Origin of the sequence: Bernardetia sp. (assembly GCF_020630935.1) — a bacterium.
GTDB lineage: Bacteria > Bacteroidota > Bacteroidia > Cytophagales > Bernardetiaceae > Bernardetia.
In genome coordinates this window covers 56,570-76,841 of record NZ_JAHDIG010000013.1, presented here as the reverse complement: position 1 = coordinate 76,841, position 20,272 = coordinate 56,570, and the positions used below count along the sequence as shown (strand labels likewise).

The window sequence follows — 20,272 nt, the reverse complement described above, 5'->3', positions numbered from 1 at the left end:
ATCACTAATCACTAATCACTAATCACTAATCACTAATCACTAATCACTAATCAAATTTGATAACACAAGTAGAAAATCCAGTTTTAGAAATCCACGACCTAACTGTTAGTTATGAGCGCAAGCCTGTGCTGTGGGATATTGATTTGTCTATTCCAAAAGGCGCATTGGTGGGGATTATTGGACCCAACGGAGCAGGAAAATCAACGCTGATAAAAGCTGTTATGGGATTGCTTCCTCTGAGTAGTGGTTATGTAAAGCTAATGAATAGAAGCCTTGATGAGGTTAGAGACAAAGTTAGTTATGTTCCACAGAGAGAATCTGTCGATTGGGATTTTCCAATTTCAGTTTTTGAAGTGGTTTTGATGGGACGTTATGGAAAAATGGGACTTATGCGTCGTCCTTCAAAAAAAGATAAAGAAATTGCATCTAAATCGTTAGAACAAGTAGGGATGAGTGCCTTTGCTTCTCGTCAGATTTCACAGCTTTCTGGAGGACAGCAGCAACGTGTTTTTTTGGCTAGAGCCTTAGCACAAGAAGCTGATTTGTATTTGATGGATGAGCCATTTGTAGGAGTAGATGCAGCTACCGAATCGGCAATTATTGCCCTTTTGAGAGAAATGAGAGAACAAGGCAAAACGGTAATTGTAGTTCATCACGATTTGCAGTCAGCAGCAGAATATTTCGACTGGACGGTATTACTAAATATGCGTTTGGTAGCTAGTGGAAAAACAAAAACTACTCTGACAAAAGAGCTTTTGGAAGAAACATACGGAGGCAGGCTAACTGTTTTGTCTGAAGTGGGAAATCTTTTGAAAAAGGCACAGTTTCCTTCTAGGGAGGATTAAGTTTTCTAGCTCAAGATTTTATCTTGTGTTGAATAATTAATCTTTTTCCCATTTTCTATGGTTTGTTCCTTCTTTTCTAATGATTTGCCAGTTATTTTTTTGAGCCATTTTAAAAAGACGTTTTCTTAGTCTTCTAGGATAAAATATCTTTCTGCTAGTTTTTTTATAACTATATTTTTGAAAGAAGCCTAATTGAGCTAAAACTTCATAGGTGGCTGCACCACAACGCATTCCAAAAAAAGCATAATCATAAGGTGGATGTCCTACATAAGCAGACACAATACTATCAAATGTTTCTTTCTGTGTTGTTGTAATTGGAATATGAATAATAGCTAGTTTTACACTGTCTGGATGTCCTCCAAAAATAGCATAAAAACTAAGTGCAGAATGAATAGCATACGTGCTGTGCTTGTCTTCATTGTTAGGAAATATGTGAAATTTATCCTTGCTAGGTAAAAAATTCAAAACTCTACCTTCTTCAACTTCTAGTCCTACATGTCCTCCTAAAATACCACCAAACCACTTCTTTTCTGTTTTCTTATACTTTTTTAGAGGCTTTGAACCATATAAAAAATGTACTTTTAAGATAGTTGTATCTTGAGAGTAACAACAAAATACAACAAGATAGAAAGAAAAGATTAGTACTATTTTTATTTTACCTAAAATTAATCGGACACTTTACTTCTTCTCTGCCTCTAGCCGAACGCCTTACATCGTATTTTGGCATATAAACTAAACTAATTTCATAACTTCCCCCAACTCCCACAAGCGAAGCCAGCGCAAAATCATAACTTACGCCAAACTGCCAGTTTTCCACTTTTACTCCACTCACTAAAGCAAGAGACGAGGAAGGCAAAAGCTGTGTTCCACTACGAGTAGGCAGACCACGATACCACGCACCAGCATACAGAAAGTCCCACTCCCAGTTTACACCAAAGTCAAATTGCGTAAATGGATTCTGATATTGAAAAATAGCAGATGGAATAAGCGTATGTTCGTCATTGAGATTGATTCTGTATCCTGCTTGTCCTGTCAGTCGGATAGGTAATTTGTCTTGAATAGTAGAAACAGAAATATCTGGCTGCAAAAGATGATAGGCTGCTGCTCCTATCCACATTTTGGAATTATAGACCACCAAACCTGTACCAAAATCTGGATAACGACTTACAAAATTGCCAAACTCTTCTGCCGTTACATTTCCACTAATCATTGCATCTTCGAAGCGCAAACCGTCCATTCCCTGCGTGCGTTGTCCATAGCTTAGTTGTGCTGCCATTGAGAGTTGCCAATCGTTTTGAAACTGCACTCTATACGAATAAATTCCAGCCACTTCTAAATTATTTGCATTCAGAGAACCTACTCTATCTTGCTTTACCCAGCCTCCAACTGCTCCTCTTCCTGTTCCAAAGTTATAATCAAAAGCTCCAAAGAAAGACTGTATTCCACCGTTTACACCATACCACTGCTGACGATATAGAGCCGAAGCTCTCCAATGAGGAATTGTTCCTGTCCAAGCAGGATTTACGGTCATTGGCGCACTCCAAAACTGTGTAAAACGGCTATCTTGCGCCGAAACGGAATGAAAAAAAGTGTAAAAAATTAGTGTCAGAACTAGAAAATATTTTTTCTCAAATTTAAAATGTGGCTGCATCTTGTTTCTTATATAATTACAAACTGTCTTCTCTAATCTCTCAAATTATAAACAATAACGCTTAGAGATATATTTTATTTACAAATTTATCAATTTAGAAGTTAGATTGTTGATTTTATATAAAGTTGTTTTTGGTTAAAAATCATTCATATAATTCCATTTATTAGTCAGATGTCAGAAAATAAAAACAAGTTTTTTTCTCAAACTATCATTTCTTGGTATCATCAAAACAAACGAGACTTGCCGTGGCGTGATACCCAAAATCCCTATAAAATATGGCTTTCTGAAATTATCTTACAGCAGACAAGAGTAGTGCAGGGAATGCCCTATTATGAAAAGTTTATTGAGAATTTTCCAACAGTTCAGCAACTGGCAGCAGCCGACGAACAAACCGTTTTGAGATTTTGGCAAGGCTTAGGCTATTATTCAAGAGCTAGAAATCTACACGCAGCAGCAAAATATATTTCAAATGATTTGAATGGAATTTTTCCCAAAACGTATTCAGAAATTAAAAAACTAAAAGGTGTAGGCGATTATACAGCAGCAGCAATTTCTTCATTTGCCTTTGACGAAGTGCAGGCAGTAGTGGATGGAAATGTGTATAGAGTTCTAAGTCGTTTTTTTGGAATTGAAAAAGATATTACAGAAACTAAAAACCAAAAAGAATTTAGAGAGCTTGCTCAAAATCTCATAGATGCAACTCAACCAGCTATTTATAACCAAGCCATTATGGAATTTGGAGCGTTGCAATGCGTTCCGAAAAGTCCAAACTGTCAAGTTTGTCCTTTGCAAAAAAAATGTACAGCTTTTGAGAAAAAATTAATAGAAAAATTGCCCATAAAAGGAAAAAAAACAAAGGTTACAGACCGTTTTATGCACTATTTTGTTTTTAAGAAACGAGAAGGAAATAAGGAAAAAGTATTGCTTAGGAAACGAGGGGAAGGCGATATTTGGCAAGGTTTGTATGATTTTTTTCTAATAGAATTTCAACACAAAGATAAGAAGGGATTTGAGCCTCTCAAGGAGTTAGAGCAATACTTAGAAATAGAAAATACCAAACTTACACACGAATCTATTATTTTTAAGCACCAACTTTCTCACAGGACGCTTTATGCAAAATTTTATACGCTTGAAATCATGTCAAATGAAAAACAATTTTTATATTGGCAAACATTAAAGGCTAAATATGACTTAGAAGAAATAGAATGGCAAAATTTGGATAAAATCCCCAAACCTGTCTTGATTAGTAAATATCTTGACTATTTGGAGCAGCATCTTTTCTAAATCTGTGATTTTTTTTGTATTTTTGTGTTACTATTCTCTATTTTTAAAACACCAATTTTGCAAACAAATTTTCTAAAGACGAAGTAAATCAAACCAATTTTACATTTCACTTTTATAAAATAATTTTATTAAAATATGGCAGGAGTAAATAAAGTAATCTTATTAGGAAATCTTGGGCAAGACCCAGAAGTTCGTACTTTAGAAAACGGAAGCAAGGTAGCGACAATTTCTATTGCTACAAGTGAAAATTATAAAGACCAGTCAGGAGAGTGGCAAGAACGCACAGAATGGCATCGTGTAGTGTTATGGCGTTGGCACGCAGAAAAAGCTGAAAGGCTTAAAAAAGGAGATAAAATTTATATTGAAGGTAAACTAGCGACTCGTTCGTGGGAGCAAGACGGAGTAAAAAAATATGTAACCGAAGTAGTAGCAAATGACATACAATTTACAGCAAAAGTAGGTGATGGCAACTACAATGGAGGTGTTCCGATGCCAACACAAGACCCTTACGCTGGAGGCTCAAATGCTTCTACAACTTCTTCTACACCAAAGACAGAAGTAGCTCAAGATTTGAGTGGTTCTTCCAACCCAGAAGATGATTTGCCTTTCTAATCTAAAACTTAATTTTTTATTACCTTGAACGAGAGCGACAGTTTTAGTTGGAACTTTACCACTATTGTAGATAGTTTTCAAAGTCTAGATATTCTTTTGCAAATAAATGGCATTCAGGCATCTAGTTTGGCAATGTATGCCTTCGAACTCTTTTTTATTCTCATTCTATTGCTGCTTTCGGGACTGATTTCAGGCTCGGAAGTAGCGTTTTTTTCGCTTACCAATCAGCAAATAGAAGAATGTAAGGAGAGTAAAAAACTCGTGGATAAAAAACTATTAGAGCTTTTGAGCAAACAAAAACTGCTTTTAGCTACTATTTTACTCCTCAACAATCTTGTCAATGTAGCGATAGTAATTATTTCTACTTATATGATGTGGCAGATTTTTGGGCGTGAGGAAGAAGGACTTGTAGTGGTTATCCTAACGGCAGTTGTTACAGCTGGAATTGTATTTTTTGGTGAGGTTGTGCCAAAGGTAATTGCTCGTCAGCGTGCGCTTTTATTTTCTAGGAGTGTGGCTCGTCCAATGGCATTTGCAACTGCGGTTTTACAGCCTGCAGCTTGGATATTAGCTTTTATGGGAGAAAGACTTGAAAAGAGTGTCAAGCAAGGACGAAACCACGACCCTGTTTCGGTAGAGCAACTCAACAAAGCCTTAGAACTTACCACCAACAATGAGGCTGCAAAAGAAGCTAGGCAAATTTTGAGAGGAGTTATCAACTTTGGGCAAATCAATGCCAAGCAAATCATGACTTCTCGTACTTCCATTACAGCCATAGAATATTCTACTTCGTACAACGAACTCTTAGAAACTATAAAGGAAAGTGGTTATTCAAGAATTCCGATTTATAAAGAAAAAGTAGATGATATTGTCGGACTGCTTTATGCTAAAGACTTGTTGGCACACCTTAAAAAAGGGAATGACTTCGAATGGCAACAACTTATCAGAGAAAATGTGTTTTATGTTCCCGAAACAAAAAAGATAGACGACCTTTTCCAAAATTTTCAAACCAGACATATCCACATGGCTATTGTGGTAGATGAATATGGAGGAACTTCTGGATTGGTTACTTTAGAAGATGTTATTGAAGAAATTGTTGGAGAAATAAACGACGAGTTTGATGATGAGGAGGAACGTTTGTTTGTCCGAACGGCAGAAGATGAGTATGTTTTTGAAGGAAAGACGCTGTTAAGTGATTTTGTAAAAGAGTTTGAATTACATGCCAGTCATTTTGATAGCGTAAAAGGGGAAAGTGAATCGCTTGGAGGGCTTATGCTAGAGCTTTTTTCGAAGATGCCAATGCGAGGAGAGAGCAAAGAGTTTGCTCCTTTCGAATTTATTATAGAATCGGCTGATAGAAAACGAGTAAAAAAAGTGAAAGTTAGAGTATTGCAGCGAGAAGACCAAAGAGAAGAAGACTAATGGCAAAAAGTTGTAGATAAAAACACTGTCCAATATTATGTCTGAGGCTAAAAAAATTGTAATAGAAGATATAGAACAACTTTTTAAGTTGCATTATGCTTCTATGTGCCGAACTGTTTTTAGAATGGTAAAAGATGAAGCCATTGCAGAAGACATTGTGCAAGACGTATTTTTTAATTTTTGGAAAAAAAAAGACCAGCTCAACATCACTACTTCTGTTGCAGCCTATCTCAAGCGCTCGGCAGCCAATGCAGGAATAGATTACCTTCGTAAGAAACGCCCTACCTCCGACAATGCTCTTGATATTGATGAGCCTATCTATCAACACTTAGCCGTTGATACTAACCAAAGTGATGAAAATATTCGTACTGAAGAGTTATCCAATCATATAGAAACTGCTTTAGAAGCACTGCCACCACGCTGTAAGGAAGTCTTTATGCTCAATCGATTTGAAGATATGAGCTATCAAGAAGTAGCCGATACATTAGGTATTTCTATCAAAACTGTAGAAAATCAAATGGGTAAAGCTCTCAAAATATTGAGAGTAGAGTTGAAAGATTATCTACCTTTTTTAGTAGCTTGGTTACTGTATTAAACCTTAACCATCGCTACATTTCCTAATCTTTGATGCAGTCGTTGTCCTTTTCTACCTGTTACTAAATTTTTGATAGAAGTAAGAAAAGGCATAGGAGGAACAGATGCCATAATCTTCAAGTCGGATAAGAAATTGGTTTGCTCATCTAAGAAAAGCAAAACTTGTTCAATAGAGTTGTTTCGAAACATATCTGTAAAAATACGTTGAATATCTGCTGGGTCTCGTTCCATAATATTCAGAATCATAGAATCATAGGTTTCAAATTGCTTATTGAATTTTTCATTATAATGAAAATTACCTGTTTTTTGAAATGCCTCTATTCTACATTTTGCATCTCTGTACATTCTTAGAAAAGCATAGCCTGTACTTGGCTTGGCTCTGCCTGCTTTTGTTCCAAGATAAATGATATTTTTAGCTTTTGGTTGCTCAAACTTATAATCGCTCATCGGAATTACACCGTATTCTTCTTCTTCTTCAATCTTGTAATTCTCTACACCAAGTTTTGTCGCAATATAACTTTCAAGCCGTACTTTATAAAGTTCTTTATTTCTCAAAAGTTCGTCGGAGAACAATGTATATTCCACCAATGCTTTTGTAGGGGAAAATGGCAAGATATAAACAAATTCAACAGCGTTGCGCTGTGGCAAACGCATATCAAAAAGCTGTACAGTTTCCGAATCAAAGACTGGCTCATCAGTTTCGATGGTGTATCCTAAAAAATGTTGTAGCAGCGAATGATAATCATTGCTTTTAGGTGGAATATCTTCCTTTAGAAAACGAGAATCAAAAACATACTCTGACCTAAATATTTTATTCCCAAATTCTTCTGTGAGACTAACTTCGGCTTCATTTTCTGAAATAGATTTTACTTCATTTACTTCTGCTTGTAGAAACTCTATATTTTCAAATTCAGAAAGTTTTGCATTAACAAAATTATAAAAATCAATACCACGAATCATTTTGTATTTCAATGATGTTAAGCGGTCTGTCTTATCAATTTGTGGAGCAAGGAAGCGAACCTTTTCCCATTCTTTATGTACTATGATATCAAAATCAGTTTTTTGGTTTGTCCAAAAAGACCAGGTTCTGTTGTTAGTGTCTTTTTTTTCTTTATCAATAACTAAAATATTCTTTTTAGATAATGTTTCGTTTTTAGACATTTTGTATAGCAACATTAGTGCTGCTGCGCCCCCTCCTGTAAAAATAATATCGTAATTCATTGACTGGTATGAGATGAAAAAATAGGTTGTGAAATATAAAGCCAAAACTCAAAATTACTTTATTATGTTTGTTTTTACTGTTTATAAAAATCAGTAGATAGTTGTTTTTTCGATGAAATGAGGATTTATACTGATTAAAATTATTTTAATTCATGGATATGTGTTGCTATTTCTTTTAGCTTTTAGCCTTTAAAATCTGTGTTATTTTTTGTATTTTTGTTAATTATTTGAGCTTAAAAAATATGTAAAAGGCTGAACACAAAATTGTATGAATTATCCTTCCAAATTGGTAGAAGATGCTGTTAATGAAATTTCTCGTTTGCCTGGAATTGGTAAAAAATCAGCTCTTCGCTTAGCTTTGCATCTTCTTAGTCAAGAGCTTCAAGATGTACAAGAACTTACCAATTCTCTAATAGCTTTGAGAGAAAAAACAGTCTATTGCAAAAAATGCCATACTATTTCAGATACAGATATTTGTAGTATTTGTAAAAGTCCTAAAAGAGATGAGAGTATAATTTGTGTAGTGGAAGAAGTTCCAGACTTACTGGCAATAGAAAATACAGCACAATACAACGGGTTGTATCACGTTTTGGGTGGTGTAATTTCTCCGATTGAGGGAATTAGTCCTTCCGATTTGAATATTGATTCTCTTTTAGAGCGTACTCAAAATGGCGTAAAGGAAGTCATTTTGGCTCTTAATGCGACGATGGAAGGCGATACAACAGCTTTTTACTTAACGAAAAAACTTAGAAAACAAGGTGTTAAAGTTAGTGGAATTGCTCGTGGTGTTCCGATTGGAAGCGAACTAGAATATACAGACGAAATAACACTAGGAAGAAGTATTGCCAAACGTATTACATTTGATTAGTTTATAAACTGACATTTTCAAAACCATTTTCAGGAACACGCATTTCTTCTACCTTACCACTTCCTCGTGAAATTTCTGTCCAGTTTTCTACATCAAAAGAAAAAACAACTAAGCTACATGGGCTTAAAAAACCGTAATCTTTTTCAGAAAGTAAATACATAAAAGCAGATACGGCAGGGTTATGATTGATTAGAAATAGGTTATTGATAGAAGTATCATCAATTTGATTGATAAATTGCAATAAATCTCGTTCCGAACACTGATAGAGTTCATCCTCAATTTGTATTTCTGAAGGTGGATATTTTATTCCATTAGCAATTAAGCGAGCCGTCATTTGCGCTCTCACGGCAGAACTACTGACCATTTTGTCTGCCACAATATCTCTTTGATGTAATAGTTGCCCCAGTTGCATTGCATCTTGTACGCCTCTTTCTGTAAGTTTGCGTTCATAATCTGGATTAGAAAGGCTATAACCTTCAGTTTGTGCGTGGCGTAGTAAGAATAGTTTTTTCATTATTTATAGGACAGAAGAAATTTGGTGTAATTATATTTTATTTTTGAGACTTTCGTTTTTAGTCATCAAAGCCTTCTTTTCGAATACGTAAGCGTGGACGTTTTGGAGGCGTACTTTGTTCTACTTTTTTAAAAGTGATATTTTTCTTTTGCTGTGAACTTTCCGAATTTTCACTGATTTCTTTAGTTATGGCATCATCTTCTGCTTCTTGTATCAGCTCATCAGTTGTTTTAGGAAGAGCTTTCATTTTTGCTTTTAACTGTGCTAGAGCATCTTGAGGCGAAGGCAAATCTAATGTAGGAGCATCTTTTCCTAATGCTTTTTCTACTTCTTTATCTACACTATCTTCTTGGCTGGCAACATCTTCATACGACTGTGCAAGAGCTTCTTGTTCCTCTACTTTCATTTTCATGTCTTCTATCATGTTATGCATGCTGCTATTACTCATCGAAGACATACGCTCGTTTAGGCGACGACTTGTTTCTGAAAGGCGTGAACGCACTTTGAGTGTTTTGAGTTCTCCTTCCCACGTATTTATTTGTGTACGAATTTTTTGAATATCTAATTCCAGTTTTCGAATCATGTTTTCGTAAGCACGAAGATTTTGCTCGTTGGCAGAAGAGACTCTCAAAATTTGGTCCTTTTGTCTAAGAGCTTTGAGGGCATAACGGTCTGCCTCATCCATACTAATATCACCTTTTTCTGCTTTGGCAATAAACTGCATAGCTCGTTGTTCGTATTGATTAGCTGCTCGGTGTGCTTGCTGAACATCTCTTTTGGTTCGAATAGCTAGAGCCTTCATTTCTGCAAGGCTTTTCATGCTATCAGCAAGGTCTTGTTTTAAATCTTTGATAGATTGCTCGGTAAGTGCTACTGGGTCTTCTACTTTATCAAGTTTAGCGTGTGCTTTGGCTTGACCTACTTTGAAAAGACGTTTGAAAAATATCCACATATAATAATAATAATTTAGAATAGGGTAAGAGCCTAGTTTTAGTTCTCAAATTTCTTCTTAAAAAAAGAATATGCCTCATTTACTTTTTGAGACTGTTCGACAGCCCATTTTTGTTTTTGAGGGTTTGCTTGATGACGGTCTGGGTGGTAGGCTTTCATAAGTTTTTTGTAGGCTGTCTTGACCTGCTCAAAAGATGCTCCTTGCTCAAGCCCTAGGGTATGATAATAAATTCGTTCCTTCGGATTGGCTTTAGGAGTCTCAAAATTGTATTCCGTATCAAAACTGCTAGAATAAGAAGAATCATTTCCTAATGAGCCAAATTCTTTTTCATATTCATCATCAATGGCTCTAGCATATTCATCATCAGAAAGTCCATTTTTTTCTAAAAAATCGTTAGTAGTAGAGCGAATAATATTTTTTAATCTATCGAAGAGCATAGTTTTTTATAGTTGTAAATTGCTTGCTTATTACTAGCAACTAAAGAATGAATAAAGCATAATTTATAATTAACGAAAAAAGCCTCCTAAACGTTATGCTTTGTGTTTTTTGTATAAGTTAAGAAAAAGACAGAAAAATTTCATTTTTGATGCAGAATAATTGAAATTATTTTATTCAGACCAATGATTTTATCCTGCTAATGGTTTCGCTAGGGTCTGGCGAAGAAAATACAAAACTACCAGCCACCAACACATCAGCACCTGCATCTACTAGCCTTTTAGCATTTTTAGCATTCACTCCTCCATCAATTTCGATAAGAGCCTTTGAGCCAGTTTTTAAAATCAATTCTTTGAGTTCGCTTACTTTTCTGTACGTTTGTTCAATAAATTTTTGTCCTCCAAACCCTGGGTTTACAGACATAAGACACACTAAGTCAGTTTCTTCAATTACATTTTCTAATTGAGAAATAGAAGTATGAGGGTTTACAGCAATACCAGCCTTACATCCCAAGTTTCGAATTTGTTGTAGATTTCTATGAAGATGTGGACAGGCTTCAATATGAACAGAAATAGTTTCTGCGCCTGCACGAGCAAAATTATCTACATATTTTTCTGGATTTACAATCATAAGATGCACATCTAAAGGCTTTTTTGCGTGTTTGGCAATAGCTTCACAAACAGGAATACCAAACGAAATATTAGGGACAAAAACGCCATCCATAATATCGATGTGAAGCCAGTCGGCTTGGCTCTTATTGAGCATTTCTACTTCATTTTGAAGGTTGGCAAAATCGGCAGCAAGGATAGAAGGAGCAAGAATCATAGAATTTGAAAAAACAGTTTTTGAAAATTAGATTAGAAGTAATACAAATTTAGGATTTAAAAGTTAGAAATGACACTGTTTTTTTACTATATAAAAAAAGCTACTTGACCTTTCAAGTAGCTTTTTGAAATTGAACATTAACTATTTTTAGTTGATGATTAGCTGTTTTATATAAGTTTCTTTCTCAGTTTTGGCTTTCAGAATATACATCCCTTGTGCCATTTTGACAAGACTAATTTGTCCTGCGTTACTTCCTTTTTCAAAAAATTGTGAGTAAACAGCTCTACCAATAGCATCAAAAATAATTATTTGCATGTCTTCTTCAAGAGAAATCCCAAAATCGACAGTGAAATTTCCATCTGGGGTTGGGTTTGGATAAATATTCCAATTGTCCAATGAGATAGTATCTTGGTCATCATTTCTAAAATCAACTTTTAAAGTGTTAATTGCAAAGTTTGTAACATTGGTTGTTGTTATGTTAGGAAGAAATGCTGCATTGTTAAATTCTACTGTTAGGTCATCGACATCGTCTGTATTGATATGTGAAGAGGCTGTTCCTAAGAGAGAAAAAGTTAATTCATTATCTTTTTGGTAAATAACAGAAGCTGTCAAGCCGTCAGGAATGTTTGTAACAGTTACTTTTCCAGTCTGAACGAAGTCTTCACCATTTGTGCCTTCAAATATTCCACAAGGAGAACTACTGATAGAAATTGTATTTCCAATCTGTCCAGAAGTGGGATTGCTTTCTATAAATGTGTTTGCTGAATAGGTTAGTTCTACTGTTGGTACAACAATTACTTCTTGGGTTGCTGTTGCTGTATTTCCATTATCGTCTGTTACAGTCCAAGTTACGGTTGTTACTCCAATAGGAAAAGTACTAGGAGCATCATTACTCACACTTACCTCTCCACAGTTACCATCCGTATTGGGAGTTCCCAAATCTACACTTGAAGCTGTACAACTTCCTGCATCTGTATTTACACCAACTGTGGCAGGAGCTATGATTACTGGCTCGCTATTATCAGTTTTTCTTTCTACTTGAATAACAAATGTATAGGTAGAGTTTATAATATCATCGCTTTTAACAGAAACAGTAGCTGTTTGCACTCCTGCTGCACTTGGCGTGTAGATAATTTCAAAGGTTGCACTTTCTGATGGAGCTATTGAGGTTTTTGATATATTACCTACTGTAAAGTCAGAAGAACCTATAACAGAAATAGCAGGCGTTCCAGTTAGATTTAAGGTTGTAGAACCATTATTTTTGATAATAAATGATTTTGTAATGTGTTGTGGGTTACAGTTATTTGAGCTTCCAAAGTCTGTTCCTGTATTCAAACTTGCAGAAGAAGAACCATTTGCAATAACATTGTTATTTCCTACTATTTCCATTCCTTTTTCTGCCTCAAAACATCCATAGTTCGCTACATAGACTGCTCCTACAGGAAGACCATTTGTAACATGATACCTTTCTGCGCCTACTGCAAGCCTATTTGATGAGAGAGCAACACTTGTACCGACACTTTCACTAAAATGAGGAAAAGGAGATTTGATTATATTTAGTTCAGACCAATTTGTTCCATTTCTTTTGTACAAATAGGCTGCTCCAGAAGATACTTCTATACTATTTTCATTTATAGCACCTACCAATAGATAATCTTCATATAAATCTACTGATGTACCAAAAAATGACCTAAAAGCAGCGTTACTAGCCGTTATTTTGCTTTGCTCTATCCAATTTGTACCATTGTACTTGTAAATATAGACAGCACCTGTTGCATTGTTATCTCTATCAGTTGTTATGGCTAAATAATCGCCTGATATAGATATATCTTGCCCAACGTTCATATTTAGCGATATGTCACTAGGTTGTAATTTATCATTTTGTGTCCAAGTATCCCCGTTTCTACGAAACGTATAAACAGCACCTTCATCAAAATCATTGGTGTTTTGTCTTAATGCACCAACAATAGCCCAGTCGTTTTGAATATCTACTGAAAAGCCAAACAAATCGAATCCATTCAAATCGTTAGAGGCAAGTTTGGTTTGTTCAGTCCATGTTGTACCCTCTCTTTTATATATGTAAGCTGCTCCTGCTGCATCGCCTGCCGTATCTTCTCCCCAAGCTCCTACAATAATATATTCTTTATCAATCGCTACACTAAGCCCAAAATAATCTTCTGACTGTGCATCACTTGCTCTTAATCTTGCTTGCTCTTTCCAAACTCCATTTTCTTTGTGAAAAACATAAGCTGCACCCATCCAAGAAGCCGTTTCTCGCCAATCTCCTACTACGATATAGTCTTCATAAATATCTACAGAACGACCAAAATCAATAGTTATGCGATTTGAACCTCGTAAAATAGCTTCTTCCTCCCAAGATGTACCATTATGTTTGTAAACAGTTGCATTTTTTCTATCAGGATTTCCCACTACCATATAATTCTTCCACATTGCCACAGCTTTCCCAAACTCTCCGAAGCTATTTATATTGTTAGAGGTAATACGACTTATAGGATTAGCAGCTCCAGTTTTACCGTTACCTGTTACTGTAAAAGTAAAAGAAGGTGTAGCAGAGTCATTACTGTTTATAGAAATAGTAGCTGTTTGAGTATTTTCTTGTGTGGGTTTGAATGTAACTACAAAGGTTTCAGTATAAAAAGGTTGTATTGTGCTGTTGTTTGGTTGTTGGATAGTAAAGTCTGATGAGCCAGTAATTTTCACTCCATTTGTTAGTACTAGAGGCTTGTCTCCAATATTTCTAATAGTAAAGGTTTGTGTAATGCTATTAGAGCAGTTAGGGGCGATTGCACCGAAAGCATATGAAGTAGTATGATTTATATTTTCCCTAACTGCTTCAATAGTGAGTTTAGAGCTAGAAGAGGGGTTAAAACTCATGAGCGTGGTGGCAAAGTCATTATATGTACTATGGTATAGCAGGAAAGGTATATCTGTTTGGTCTAATGCTATGCTTATATAATCTGTCATAGGTAAAGTAAAATTAGGTAAGCCAATGTTTACCCAAGTTTCGCCATCAAATTTCATTACCTGTGCTTGAGAGGTAACACCATCTTCGAAGGCAACATAAGGTGTTTCATCTTGCCCTATCACAAGGCTTGGAAAATAACCTGCATTTTCTGAAAATCCTGCATTGCCTACATCAACCCAATTTGTACCATCAAATTTCTTAACGGTCATTTTATTATCCTTTGTGTCATCTCTGAAAGCAATATATGGAATGTCATTTGGAGAAATAGCAAAACTACTACTTTGCACATCAATACTTGTGATGGCTGAAAATCCTAAATTGCCTACTTCTACCCAGTTTGTACCGTCAAATTTCTTAACTACAATGCCATTTGCAAATTCTATCTCATTGTGCATAACATAAGGAGTATTATTGTTATCTATTTTTAACCTATTGCTAGTTACTCCTCCTACATTAGTTTCATTCACAGCATTACCAACATTTACCCAGTTTGTACCATTAAACTTCATAACTATGCTACTTTGAGTATTATCATCTATGAACAAAACATAGGGAGTTCCATTCTTGGCAATTTCTATGCTTGGACTGGATGCGCTTGCAGGACTAAACCCAGCATTTCCCACAAGTACCCAGTTTGTGCCATCAAATTTTTTGACTGTAACAGGAGCATTTGGATCCTCACCATCTTTATATGCAACATATACAACATCATTATTATCAACTGTTATACTATGATAATAAGAGCGACCTGAAAAGCCTCCTGTTCCTAATTCGGTGGTAGTAGTACCATCATATTTCATTACCTTGGAAAGGTTAGTAGCATATTCTGTCAAAACGAAATATACATTGTTTTGAGAGTCTATCACGAGTGCCTCATCGTAGGTAATACCTACATCATTAATGGTAGTGGTAAGGGTTTGCCATTGTGCCTTAACTTGATAAACTATAGATAGTAATAATAAAATGGTTAATGATAGTACTAACGACTTAGTAGAGTAGTTTTTTCTCATCGAATTGGTAATAAAATATAGATTAAAAGAAAATAATAACTACAAAGTTAGTGCTTCTCTTGTTCAAATACAATCATTTTGTTGGAAGGTGTAAATAATTGATTTTTAGTTTTTTAAGAGGAGGGGTGTGATTTTGTACATCGTTTTTTAATTTTAACTAACTCAAAAAAATAGAATCTAAACAAACTTCAATTACACAATACCAATGTTTTTAGAATGTAAGATAGCTTCTTCACTTTTAATAAAATAGCACGTCTCTACCTTCATATTTTTGAGATTTTGAAGGATTTTTTTGGTTTTTGTTTTGGCTTTATTTTGTGTTTGTCTGATATATATTGCCTTCACATTTTGAGGAAATGTTTTACAGATATTTTCATAAATAGTAGGGTCGGCTTGCGAATCATCACCTAACAAGATAAACTCCAAATGAGGATAAAATTCTATTATTTCTTTAATTTTTTGGAACTTATGATTGTGGCTGCCCCTTCCTGTAAAAAGAAAATCTGAAAGACTTGTCTTGATACTTTTTAGCTTTATTACAGCTTTGGGAAGGTCTTGAACCTCTGTAAAACGTTCAATAAAATTGTATAGATTCCATTCGCTACTAGAAACATAAAAAAAAGCGTTGGTTTCGCCTTCTTCTTGTCCAGACTGGCTAAGAAGTCTGTAGTGTGCTGTTACATCTTCAAACGATTTTCTGTTATAGACATTTTTCCAGAGCAGCACATAGAGTTTTTTGAATAAATTATTGGTATGAGAAACCAAAAAAGTATCATCAATATCAGAAATACAGGCTAGTTTTCCATCATAAGGGCGAAGTATCTCAGCAGTTCTGACGACAGATTTACCTTCATGATTGAGTTCTACTTTCACCTTGTTCCATCCTGCTTTAGCATTGTCTTGAAAAGAAGTCTCTAAGGGAATAGAAAAACGAAAATAGCCATCACTAAGTGTCTTAGTGTGTATTTTTTTATTGTTAAAATGAAGATATACGTCTGCATTGGCAATAGTTTTTCTTCGAAAAGTTCTCAAGACAGCATAAGCATGCCTAAACTTAGACTTTTCACTTAGAGGAATAGGCGATTTTTTGAAAACGTGTCCAAAGACAACCAATAACTTATCACTTGCATAGCCTCTATATACTTTTAAATCTGATTTTAAATTAGAAAAAGAACCCATTTTTACTTTTTGAGAGAATTAATTTATATTCTTGCTAACAACTAAATAAGAATGTAGTTTTATATTCAGACAATTATCAACAATTTTATGAACAACACTACCTCATCTATTATTTTTCTCATTATTAATCCTCTTTCTGGAGGAATAGATAAGACTGAAGAATTGCAACATATAAAATCTTTCGTTGCTACCAAAAAACAGTATTTGGTTAGTTATAATACTACTAAAAATCAATCAAAAGATAAGAAAGAAATAGAAAAAATATATACTAAATATCTTCCTCAAAAAGTATGGATAGCAGGAGGAGACGGAACTATTAAGTTGGTGTTAGAAGCTCTTTTTGGGAAAGATATTGTCTTTGGAATATTACCACTAGGGTCTTCCAATGGATTGGCAAAAGATTTAGGGCTTCCCATGAATTTAGAAAGTTGTTTGAAGATTGCTTTTCAAGAAAACTTTACTCTTTTAGATAGTATTAGCATAAATAACATGAAAATGTTTCATTTGGGCGACTTAGGACTTAATGCTGCCCTTATCAAAAATTATCAAGAATCCAATGCAAGAGGAAAAATAGGATATGCCATACAGGCTATTCCTACGCTAAGAGAATATAGAGACCCTTTTAATGCTAGAATAACTACCTCAACACAGCAAATTATAACAGAAGCAAGAGTTATTCTAATTGCTAATTCTAATAAATATGGGACTGGAATTGTAGTAAATCCAAAGGGAAAAGTAGATGATGATATTTTTGAAATCGTGATTTTCAAAAGCCTTGAACTACTGCTTATTTTGAAAATCTTGTCAGGCAATTTATCATTAGACGACGAATCTATTCAAGTTATTCAAACTAGAAAAGCTCTTATCCAAACCGATGTTCCGATAACGTTTCAGATAGATGGAGAGTTTTGTGGAGAGGTTAGAGAGTTAGATATAGAAATGGAGGTGCATAAAAGCAAAATTGCAACACCAAAGCAAAAAAATGAAAAATTAGATGTAGAATGAATAGTTTTAAGTAGCTTGTTGGTAAAAGATTCTAAAATCTGATTTCTACATTCTAAATGTATTTCAACTGACTTTTTGACATATTTTTTAAAACAACAGTCCAATTCTTTCCGTATCTTTGAAACAAATTTATATTTTCTCTAATTATCCTTTTAAAGTAAAATAGTTCTTTTCTAGCTCAATAAAATAGCTTTCTCAACTATGATAGACGTTCAGCCCATCAAATTACGTTTCGGAATTATCGGACATTCTCCTTTGCTCAACCACGCCATCAAGGTAGCTGCACAGGTAGCCAGTACAGATATGAGTGTCTTGATTACAGGAGAAAGTGGAACAGGAAAAGAATCATTTTCAAAAATCATCCATCAACTTAGCGCACGTAAACACAATACATTTATTGCCATCAACTGTGGTGCAATTCCAGAAGGAACAATCAATTCCGAACTCTTCGGACATGAAAAAGGCTCATTTACAGGAGCAGCAGGAACAAGAAAAGGCTATTTTGAAGAAGCTGATGGTGGAACAATTTTTTTAGATGAGATTGGAGAAATGCCTCTTGATACGCAGGCAATGTTGTTGCGTGTTTTGGAAAATGGAGAATTTATTAAAGTGGGTTCTTCAAAAGTACAAAAAACGGATGTACGTGTGGTGGCTGCAACAAATGTACGATTAGTACAAGCTGTGGAAGAAGGAAAGTTTAGAGAAGATTTGTATTATCGCTTGAATACTGTTCCTATTTTTGTACCTCCATTAAGAGAGAGAGAAAATGATGTGGAGCTATTGTTTAGAAAATTTGCAGGAGATTTTTCAGAGCGTTATCGTAGTAAACCCATTGTTTTAAATGAGGAAGCCAAACAGATTTTGCTTTCTTATCCTTTCCCTGGAAATGTACGCCAACTCAAAAACTTGGTAGAACAGATGTCTGTTCTAGAGGCTGACAATAGGAATATTGATGCAGAAATATTGAAAAAATACCTTCCTAAAAATGCTCCAAGGGCTAATACGCTCCCAGCACTTACAAATAATGAAGGTGCGAAAGAAAACTTTTCTGAAAGAGATTTACTCTACAAAATTTTGTTCGAAATGCGTAGAGATGTTACTGAGCTCAAACAACTTGTCTTGAATATTTTAGAAGGACAAGGAAGTGCAGGAATGTTGCGAAAATATGAGCATCTTTTTGATGATGTCCCTAAAAGTGGAGGTTCGTATCAAGAAAAGCCTTCTAATTTGCCACTTTACTTAAATCCTACTCATCCGAATATAGCAGATGTAGAACAAGAGGTATCGGTGGAAGATGCCATTGAATATGCCAAAGAAGTAGAAGAAGATACAGAGCCAGAAGAGGAAGAAGAGACTTTATCTTTAGAAAAGAAAGAAAAGGAACTTATCATAAAAGCATTAGATAAAAATAATAACCGTAGAAAATATGCAGCGCAAGATTTAGGCATTTCAGAGCGTACGCTATATAGAAAAATCAAACAATACGAACTAGATAAATAATTGTTAATGATTAGTTATTAATGGTTAATTGTACTGTCCTAGTTTTATAGAATAAGTATTTTTGTAGATAAAAAATGATTGATATAAGAATAAAATGACTACTTACATAAAAAATATATTCTTCTTTGTCTTTGTTGTGTTACTTTCAAGCTGTGCAGGAGCTTCGCTCTTTAAACTCAATGGAGGAACGATAGATTACACTCAAATCAAGACACTTTCTATTTCTCCTATCCTAAACGATGCAGGACAAGGACCACCTACCATTACCATAAACGCCACAGAAAAATTGCGTGAATTCTATCTTCGAAATACTCGTTTAGGATTGGTTCAGTCAGGTGGAGATATGCAAATTGAGGGGAGAATTGTAGGTTATGAAGTTATTCCAGTTGCTCCACAAGGAGGTTCTCAAGTAGCGACTATTCAGCGTTTGCAAATAAAAATGGAAGTAACATATTACAATGCAGTAGATGAGGAGGCTTCTTTTGATGATAAAATCTATACCCAGTTTGAAGATTTTGAGCAAAACCAAACGCTTGCACAGGTAGAAGAACAGCTCGTAGAAATTATTTTAGACCGAATTGTGTTCGATATCTTCAATGATACAGCTGGAAATTGGTAGAGATAGATAAAAAATGGCTCTGTAGTACAATGGATAGTGCGTGAGCTTCCGACGCTCAAAATCTAGGTTCGATTCCTAGCAGAGCTACTATCATAAACCAAGTTAGATATTCTTGTTAATGTAATAATGAAATAGCATTTAACTTCTATCTTTAGCAACAGCTATTATTTTTATTCACTTTTCGGTAGCCAAAACAGCGTTAGGCAGCTCTTGAAAAATTCAAAAGTTGCCTCTTATGCTAATTCGTAATTAGCTTCGCTGAATATTTATTTCCTAATGGATTAACTCGTAATTATTAAGCCTGTGGATTCATTACCACGCTATATACTGTAATAGAATTGAGTTCTCTTCCAAAATAAAGTTTGTCTAAAGCTTCATACATATTTCTCGCACGGAAATATGAAGTTTGTAGTTCTCTCTGTCCGTTTTCCTCCTTCGAAACCCATTGAATTGTATAAGAACTATCACGCTCACGATAATTACGAACATACTCAAACATTTTTTTGAGTGCATCTAGCTTGTCTGTACCAAGTTCGGTATGAAACAAAAAAGATTGATTATGACGAGGATTGACAGTAATTAAGTTGAGTTTTGTGGTTGTTCCTTCTTGTGAGTAGTCAAAAATAAGGCTTCCATCAATGCCTAAATGGTCTTCTATGCCTTTCTGAATGCGAGCAGATTCTACGTGTATATCGTTTGGAGTCATTTTTATGTTGGCTTATTATTTTCTTTTTTTATAAGATGAGACTG

Annotated in this window: 19 protein-coding genes and 1 tRNA gene; 10 read left to right on the top strand and 10 right to left on the bottom strand. The window is 34.9% G+C overall.

Annotated elements, in window-relative coordinates:
* The first annotated feature begins 56 nt into the window (after nt 1-56).
* Nucleotides 57-845: a metal ABC transporter ATP-binding protein gene (locus QZ659_RS05745; RefSeq protein ID WP_291723258.1), complete on the top strand. Its 789-nt coding sequence runs from the start codon at nt 57-59 to the stop codon at nt 843-845.
* 36 nt (nt 846-881) lie between these two features.
* Here QZ659_RS05745 and QZ659_RS05740 read toward each other — a convergent pair whose 3' ends face one another.
* On the bottom strand, nt 882-1,310 hold the full coding sequence (locus QZ659_RS05740) for a hypothetical protein (RefSeq protein ID WP_291723255.1): 429 nt from the start codon (nt 1,308-1,310) through the stop codon (nt 882-884).
* A 190-nt stretch (nt 1,311-1,500) separates the two neighbouring features.
* A complete protein-coding gene (locus tag QZ659_RS05735; RefSeq protein ID WP_291723252.1) occupies nt 1,501-2,496 on the bottom strand; it encodes a PorP/SprF family type IX secretion system membrane protein in 996 nt (331 codons plus the stop codon).
* A gap of 171 nt (nt 2,497-2,667) precedes the next feature.
* On the opposite strand from QZ659_RS05735, the gene mutY reads away from it, so the two are divergent.
* From mutY to QZ659_RS05715, 4 genes are all read left to right on the top strand, one after another.
* Nucleotides 2,668-3,780 carry an A/G-specific adenine glycosylase gene (gene mutY / locus QZ659_RS05730; protein ID WP_291723249.1) on the top strand — a complete coding sequence of 371 codons (1,113 nt, stop codon included), beginning with the start codon at nt 2,668-2,670 and terminating at the stop codon, nt 3,778-3,780.
* 135 nt (nt 3,781-3,915) lie between these two features.
* Nucleotides 3,916-4,392: a single-stranded DNA-binding protein gene (locus QZ659_RS05725; RefSeq protein WP_291723245.1), complete on the top strand. Its 477-nt coding sequence runs from the start codon at nt 3,916-3,918 to the stop codon at nt 4,390-4,392.
* Between the two features lie 24 nt (nt 4,393-4,416).
* Nucleotides 4,417-5,814 (top strand): gliding motility-associated protein GldE, encoded by a 1,398-nt coding sequence (gldE, locus tag QZ659_RS05720; protein ID WP_291723242.1) that lies wholly within the window; start codon nt 4,417-4,419, stop codon nt 5,812-5,814.
* A gap of 37 nt (nt 5,815-5,851) precedes the next feature.
* Nucleotides 5,852-6,409, top strand: a complete 558-nt coding sequence (locus QZ659_RS05715; protein ID WP_291723239.1) for an RNA polymerase sigma-70 factor — start codon at nt 5,852-5,854, stop codon at nt 6,407-6,409.
* Here the strand turns inward: QZ659_RS05715 and QZ659_RS05710 are convergent.
* Entirely contained in the window at nt 6,406-7,629 is a 1,224-nt protein-coding gene (locus tag QZ659_RS05710) for a lycopene cyclase family protein (RefSeq protein ID WP_291723235.1), read from the bottom strand. The genes QZ659_RS05715 and QZ659_RS05710 overlap by 4 nt on opposite strands.
* Before the next feature lie 268 nt (nt 7,630-7,897).
* Between QZ659_RS05710 and recR the strand changes: the two genes are divergently transcribed.
* Nucleotides 7,898-8,497 (top strand): recombination mediator RecR, encoded by a 600-nt coding sequence (recR, locus tag QZ659_RS05705; RefSeq protein ID WP_291723232.1) that lies wholly within the window; start codon nt 7,898-7,900, stop codon nt 8,495-8,497.
* Between the two features lies 1 nt (nt 8,498).
* Here the strand turns inward: recR and QZ659_RS05700 are convergent, their stop codons facing one another.
* The 6 genes from QZ659_RS05700 to QZ659_RS05675 all read right to left on the bottom strand — a co-directional run bounded on the left by QZ659_RS05700 (nt 8,499) and on the right by QZ659_RS05675 (nt 16,398).
* Nucleotides 8,499-9,011 carry a SixA phosphatase family protein gene (locus QZ659_RS05700; protein WP_291723227.1) on the bottom strand — a complete coding sequence of 171 codons (513 nt, stop codon included), beginning with the start codon at nt 9,009-9,011 and terminating at the stop codon, nt 8,499-8,501.
* A gap of 58 nt (nt 9,012-9,069) precedes the next feature.
* Entirely contained in the window at nt 9,070-9,963 is an 894-nt protein-coding gene (locus QZ659_RS05695; protein ID WP_291723223.1) for a PspA/IM30 family protein, read from the bottom strand.
* A gap of 38 nt (nt 9,964-10,001) precedes the next feature.
* Nucleotides 10,002-10,400, bottom strand: a complete 399-nt coding sequence (locus QZ659_RS05690; protein ID WP_291723220.1) for a J domain-containing protein — start codon at nt 10,398-10,400, stop codon at nt 10,002-10,004.
* A gap of 175 nt (nt 10,401-10,575) precedes the next feature.
* A complete protein-coding gene (gene rpe, locus QZ659_RS05685; protein WP_291723216.1) occupies nt 10,576-11,223 on the bottom strand; it encodes a ribulose-phosphate 3-epimerase in 648 nt (215 codons plus the stop codon).
* A 147-nt stretch (nt 11,224-11,370) separates the two neighbouring features.
* Nucleotides 11,371-15,219: a choice-of-anchor D domain-containing protein gene (locus QZ659_RS05680; RefSeq protein ID WP_291723213.1), complete on the bottom strand. Its 3,849-nt coding sequence runs from the start codon at nt 15,217-15,219 to the stop codon at nt 11,371-11,373.
* Nucleotides 15,220-15,411: 192 nt separating this feature from the next.
* A complete protein-coding gene (locus QZ659_RS05675; protein ID WP_291723210.1) occupies nt 15,412-16,398 on the bottom strand; it encodes an App1 family protein in 987 nt (328 codons plus the stop codon).
* Nucleotides 16,399-16,485: 87 nt separating this feature from the next.
* Here QZ659_RS05675 and QZ659_RS05670 point away from each other — a divergent pair, with 87 nt between their 5' ends.
* The 4 genes from QZ659_RS05670 to QZ659_RS05655 all read left to right on the top strand — a co-directional run bounded on the left by QZ659_RS05670 (nt 16,486) and on the right by QZ659_RS05655 (nt 19,609).
* Nucleotides 16,486-17,403, top strand: coding sequence for a diacylglycerol/lipid kinase family protein (locus QZ659_RS05670; protein ID WP_291723207.1), 918 nt, complete (start codon nt 16,486-16,488; stop codon nt 17,401-17,403).
* A gap of 201 nt (nt 17,404-17,604) precedes the next feature.
* Nucleotides 17,605-18,903 carry a sigma-54 interaction domain-containing protein gene (locus QZ659_RS05665; RefSeq protein WP_291723202.1) on the top strand — a complete coding sequence of 433 codons (1,299 nt, stop codon included), beginning with the start codon at nt 17,605-17,607 and terminating at the stop codon, nt 18,901-18,903.
* A gap of 94 nt (nt 18,904-18,997) precedes the next feature.
* Nucleotides 18,998-19,522 (top strand): LPS assembly lipoprotein LptE, encoded by a 525-nt coding sequence (gene lptE, locus QZ659_RS05660; RefSeq protein WP_291723199.1) that lies wholly within the window; start codon nt 18,998-19,000, stop codon nt 19,520-19,522.
* A 15-nt stretch (nt 19,523-19,537) separates the two neighbouring features.
* Nucleotides 19,538-19,609 (top strand) — tRNA-Arg (locus tag QZ659_RS05655).
* A gap of 208 nt (nt 19,610-19,817) precedes the next feature.
* On the opposite strand, the gene QZ659_RS05650 is transcribed toward QZ659_RS05655, so the two are convergent.
* Nucleotides 19,818-20,228 carry a hypothetical protein gene (locus QZ659_RS05650; protein ID WP_291723196.1) on the bottom strand — a complete coding sequence of 137 codons (411 nt, stop codon included), beginning with the start codon at nt 20,226-20,228 and terminating at the stop codon, nt 19,818-19,820.
* Nucleotides 20,229-20,272: the final 44 nt, after the last annotated feature.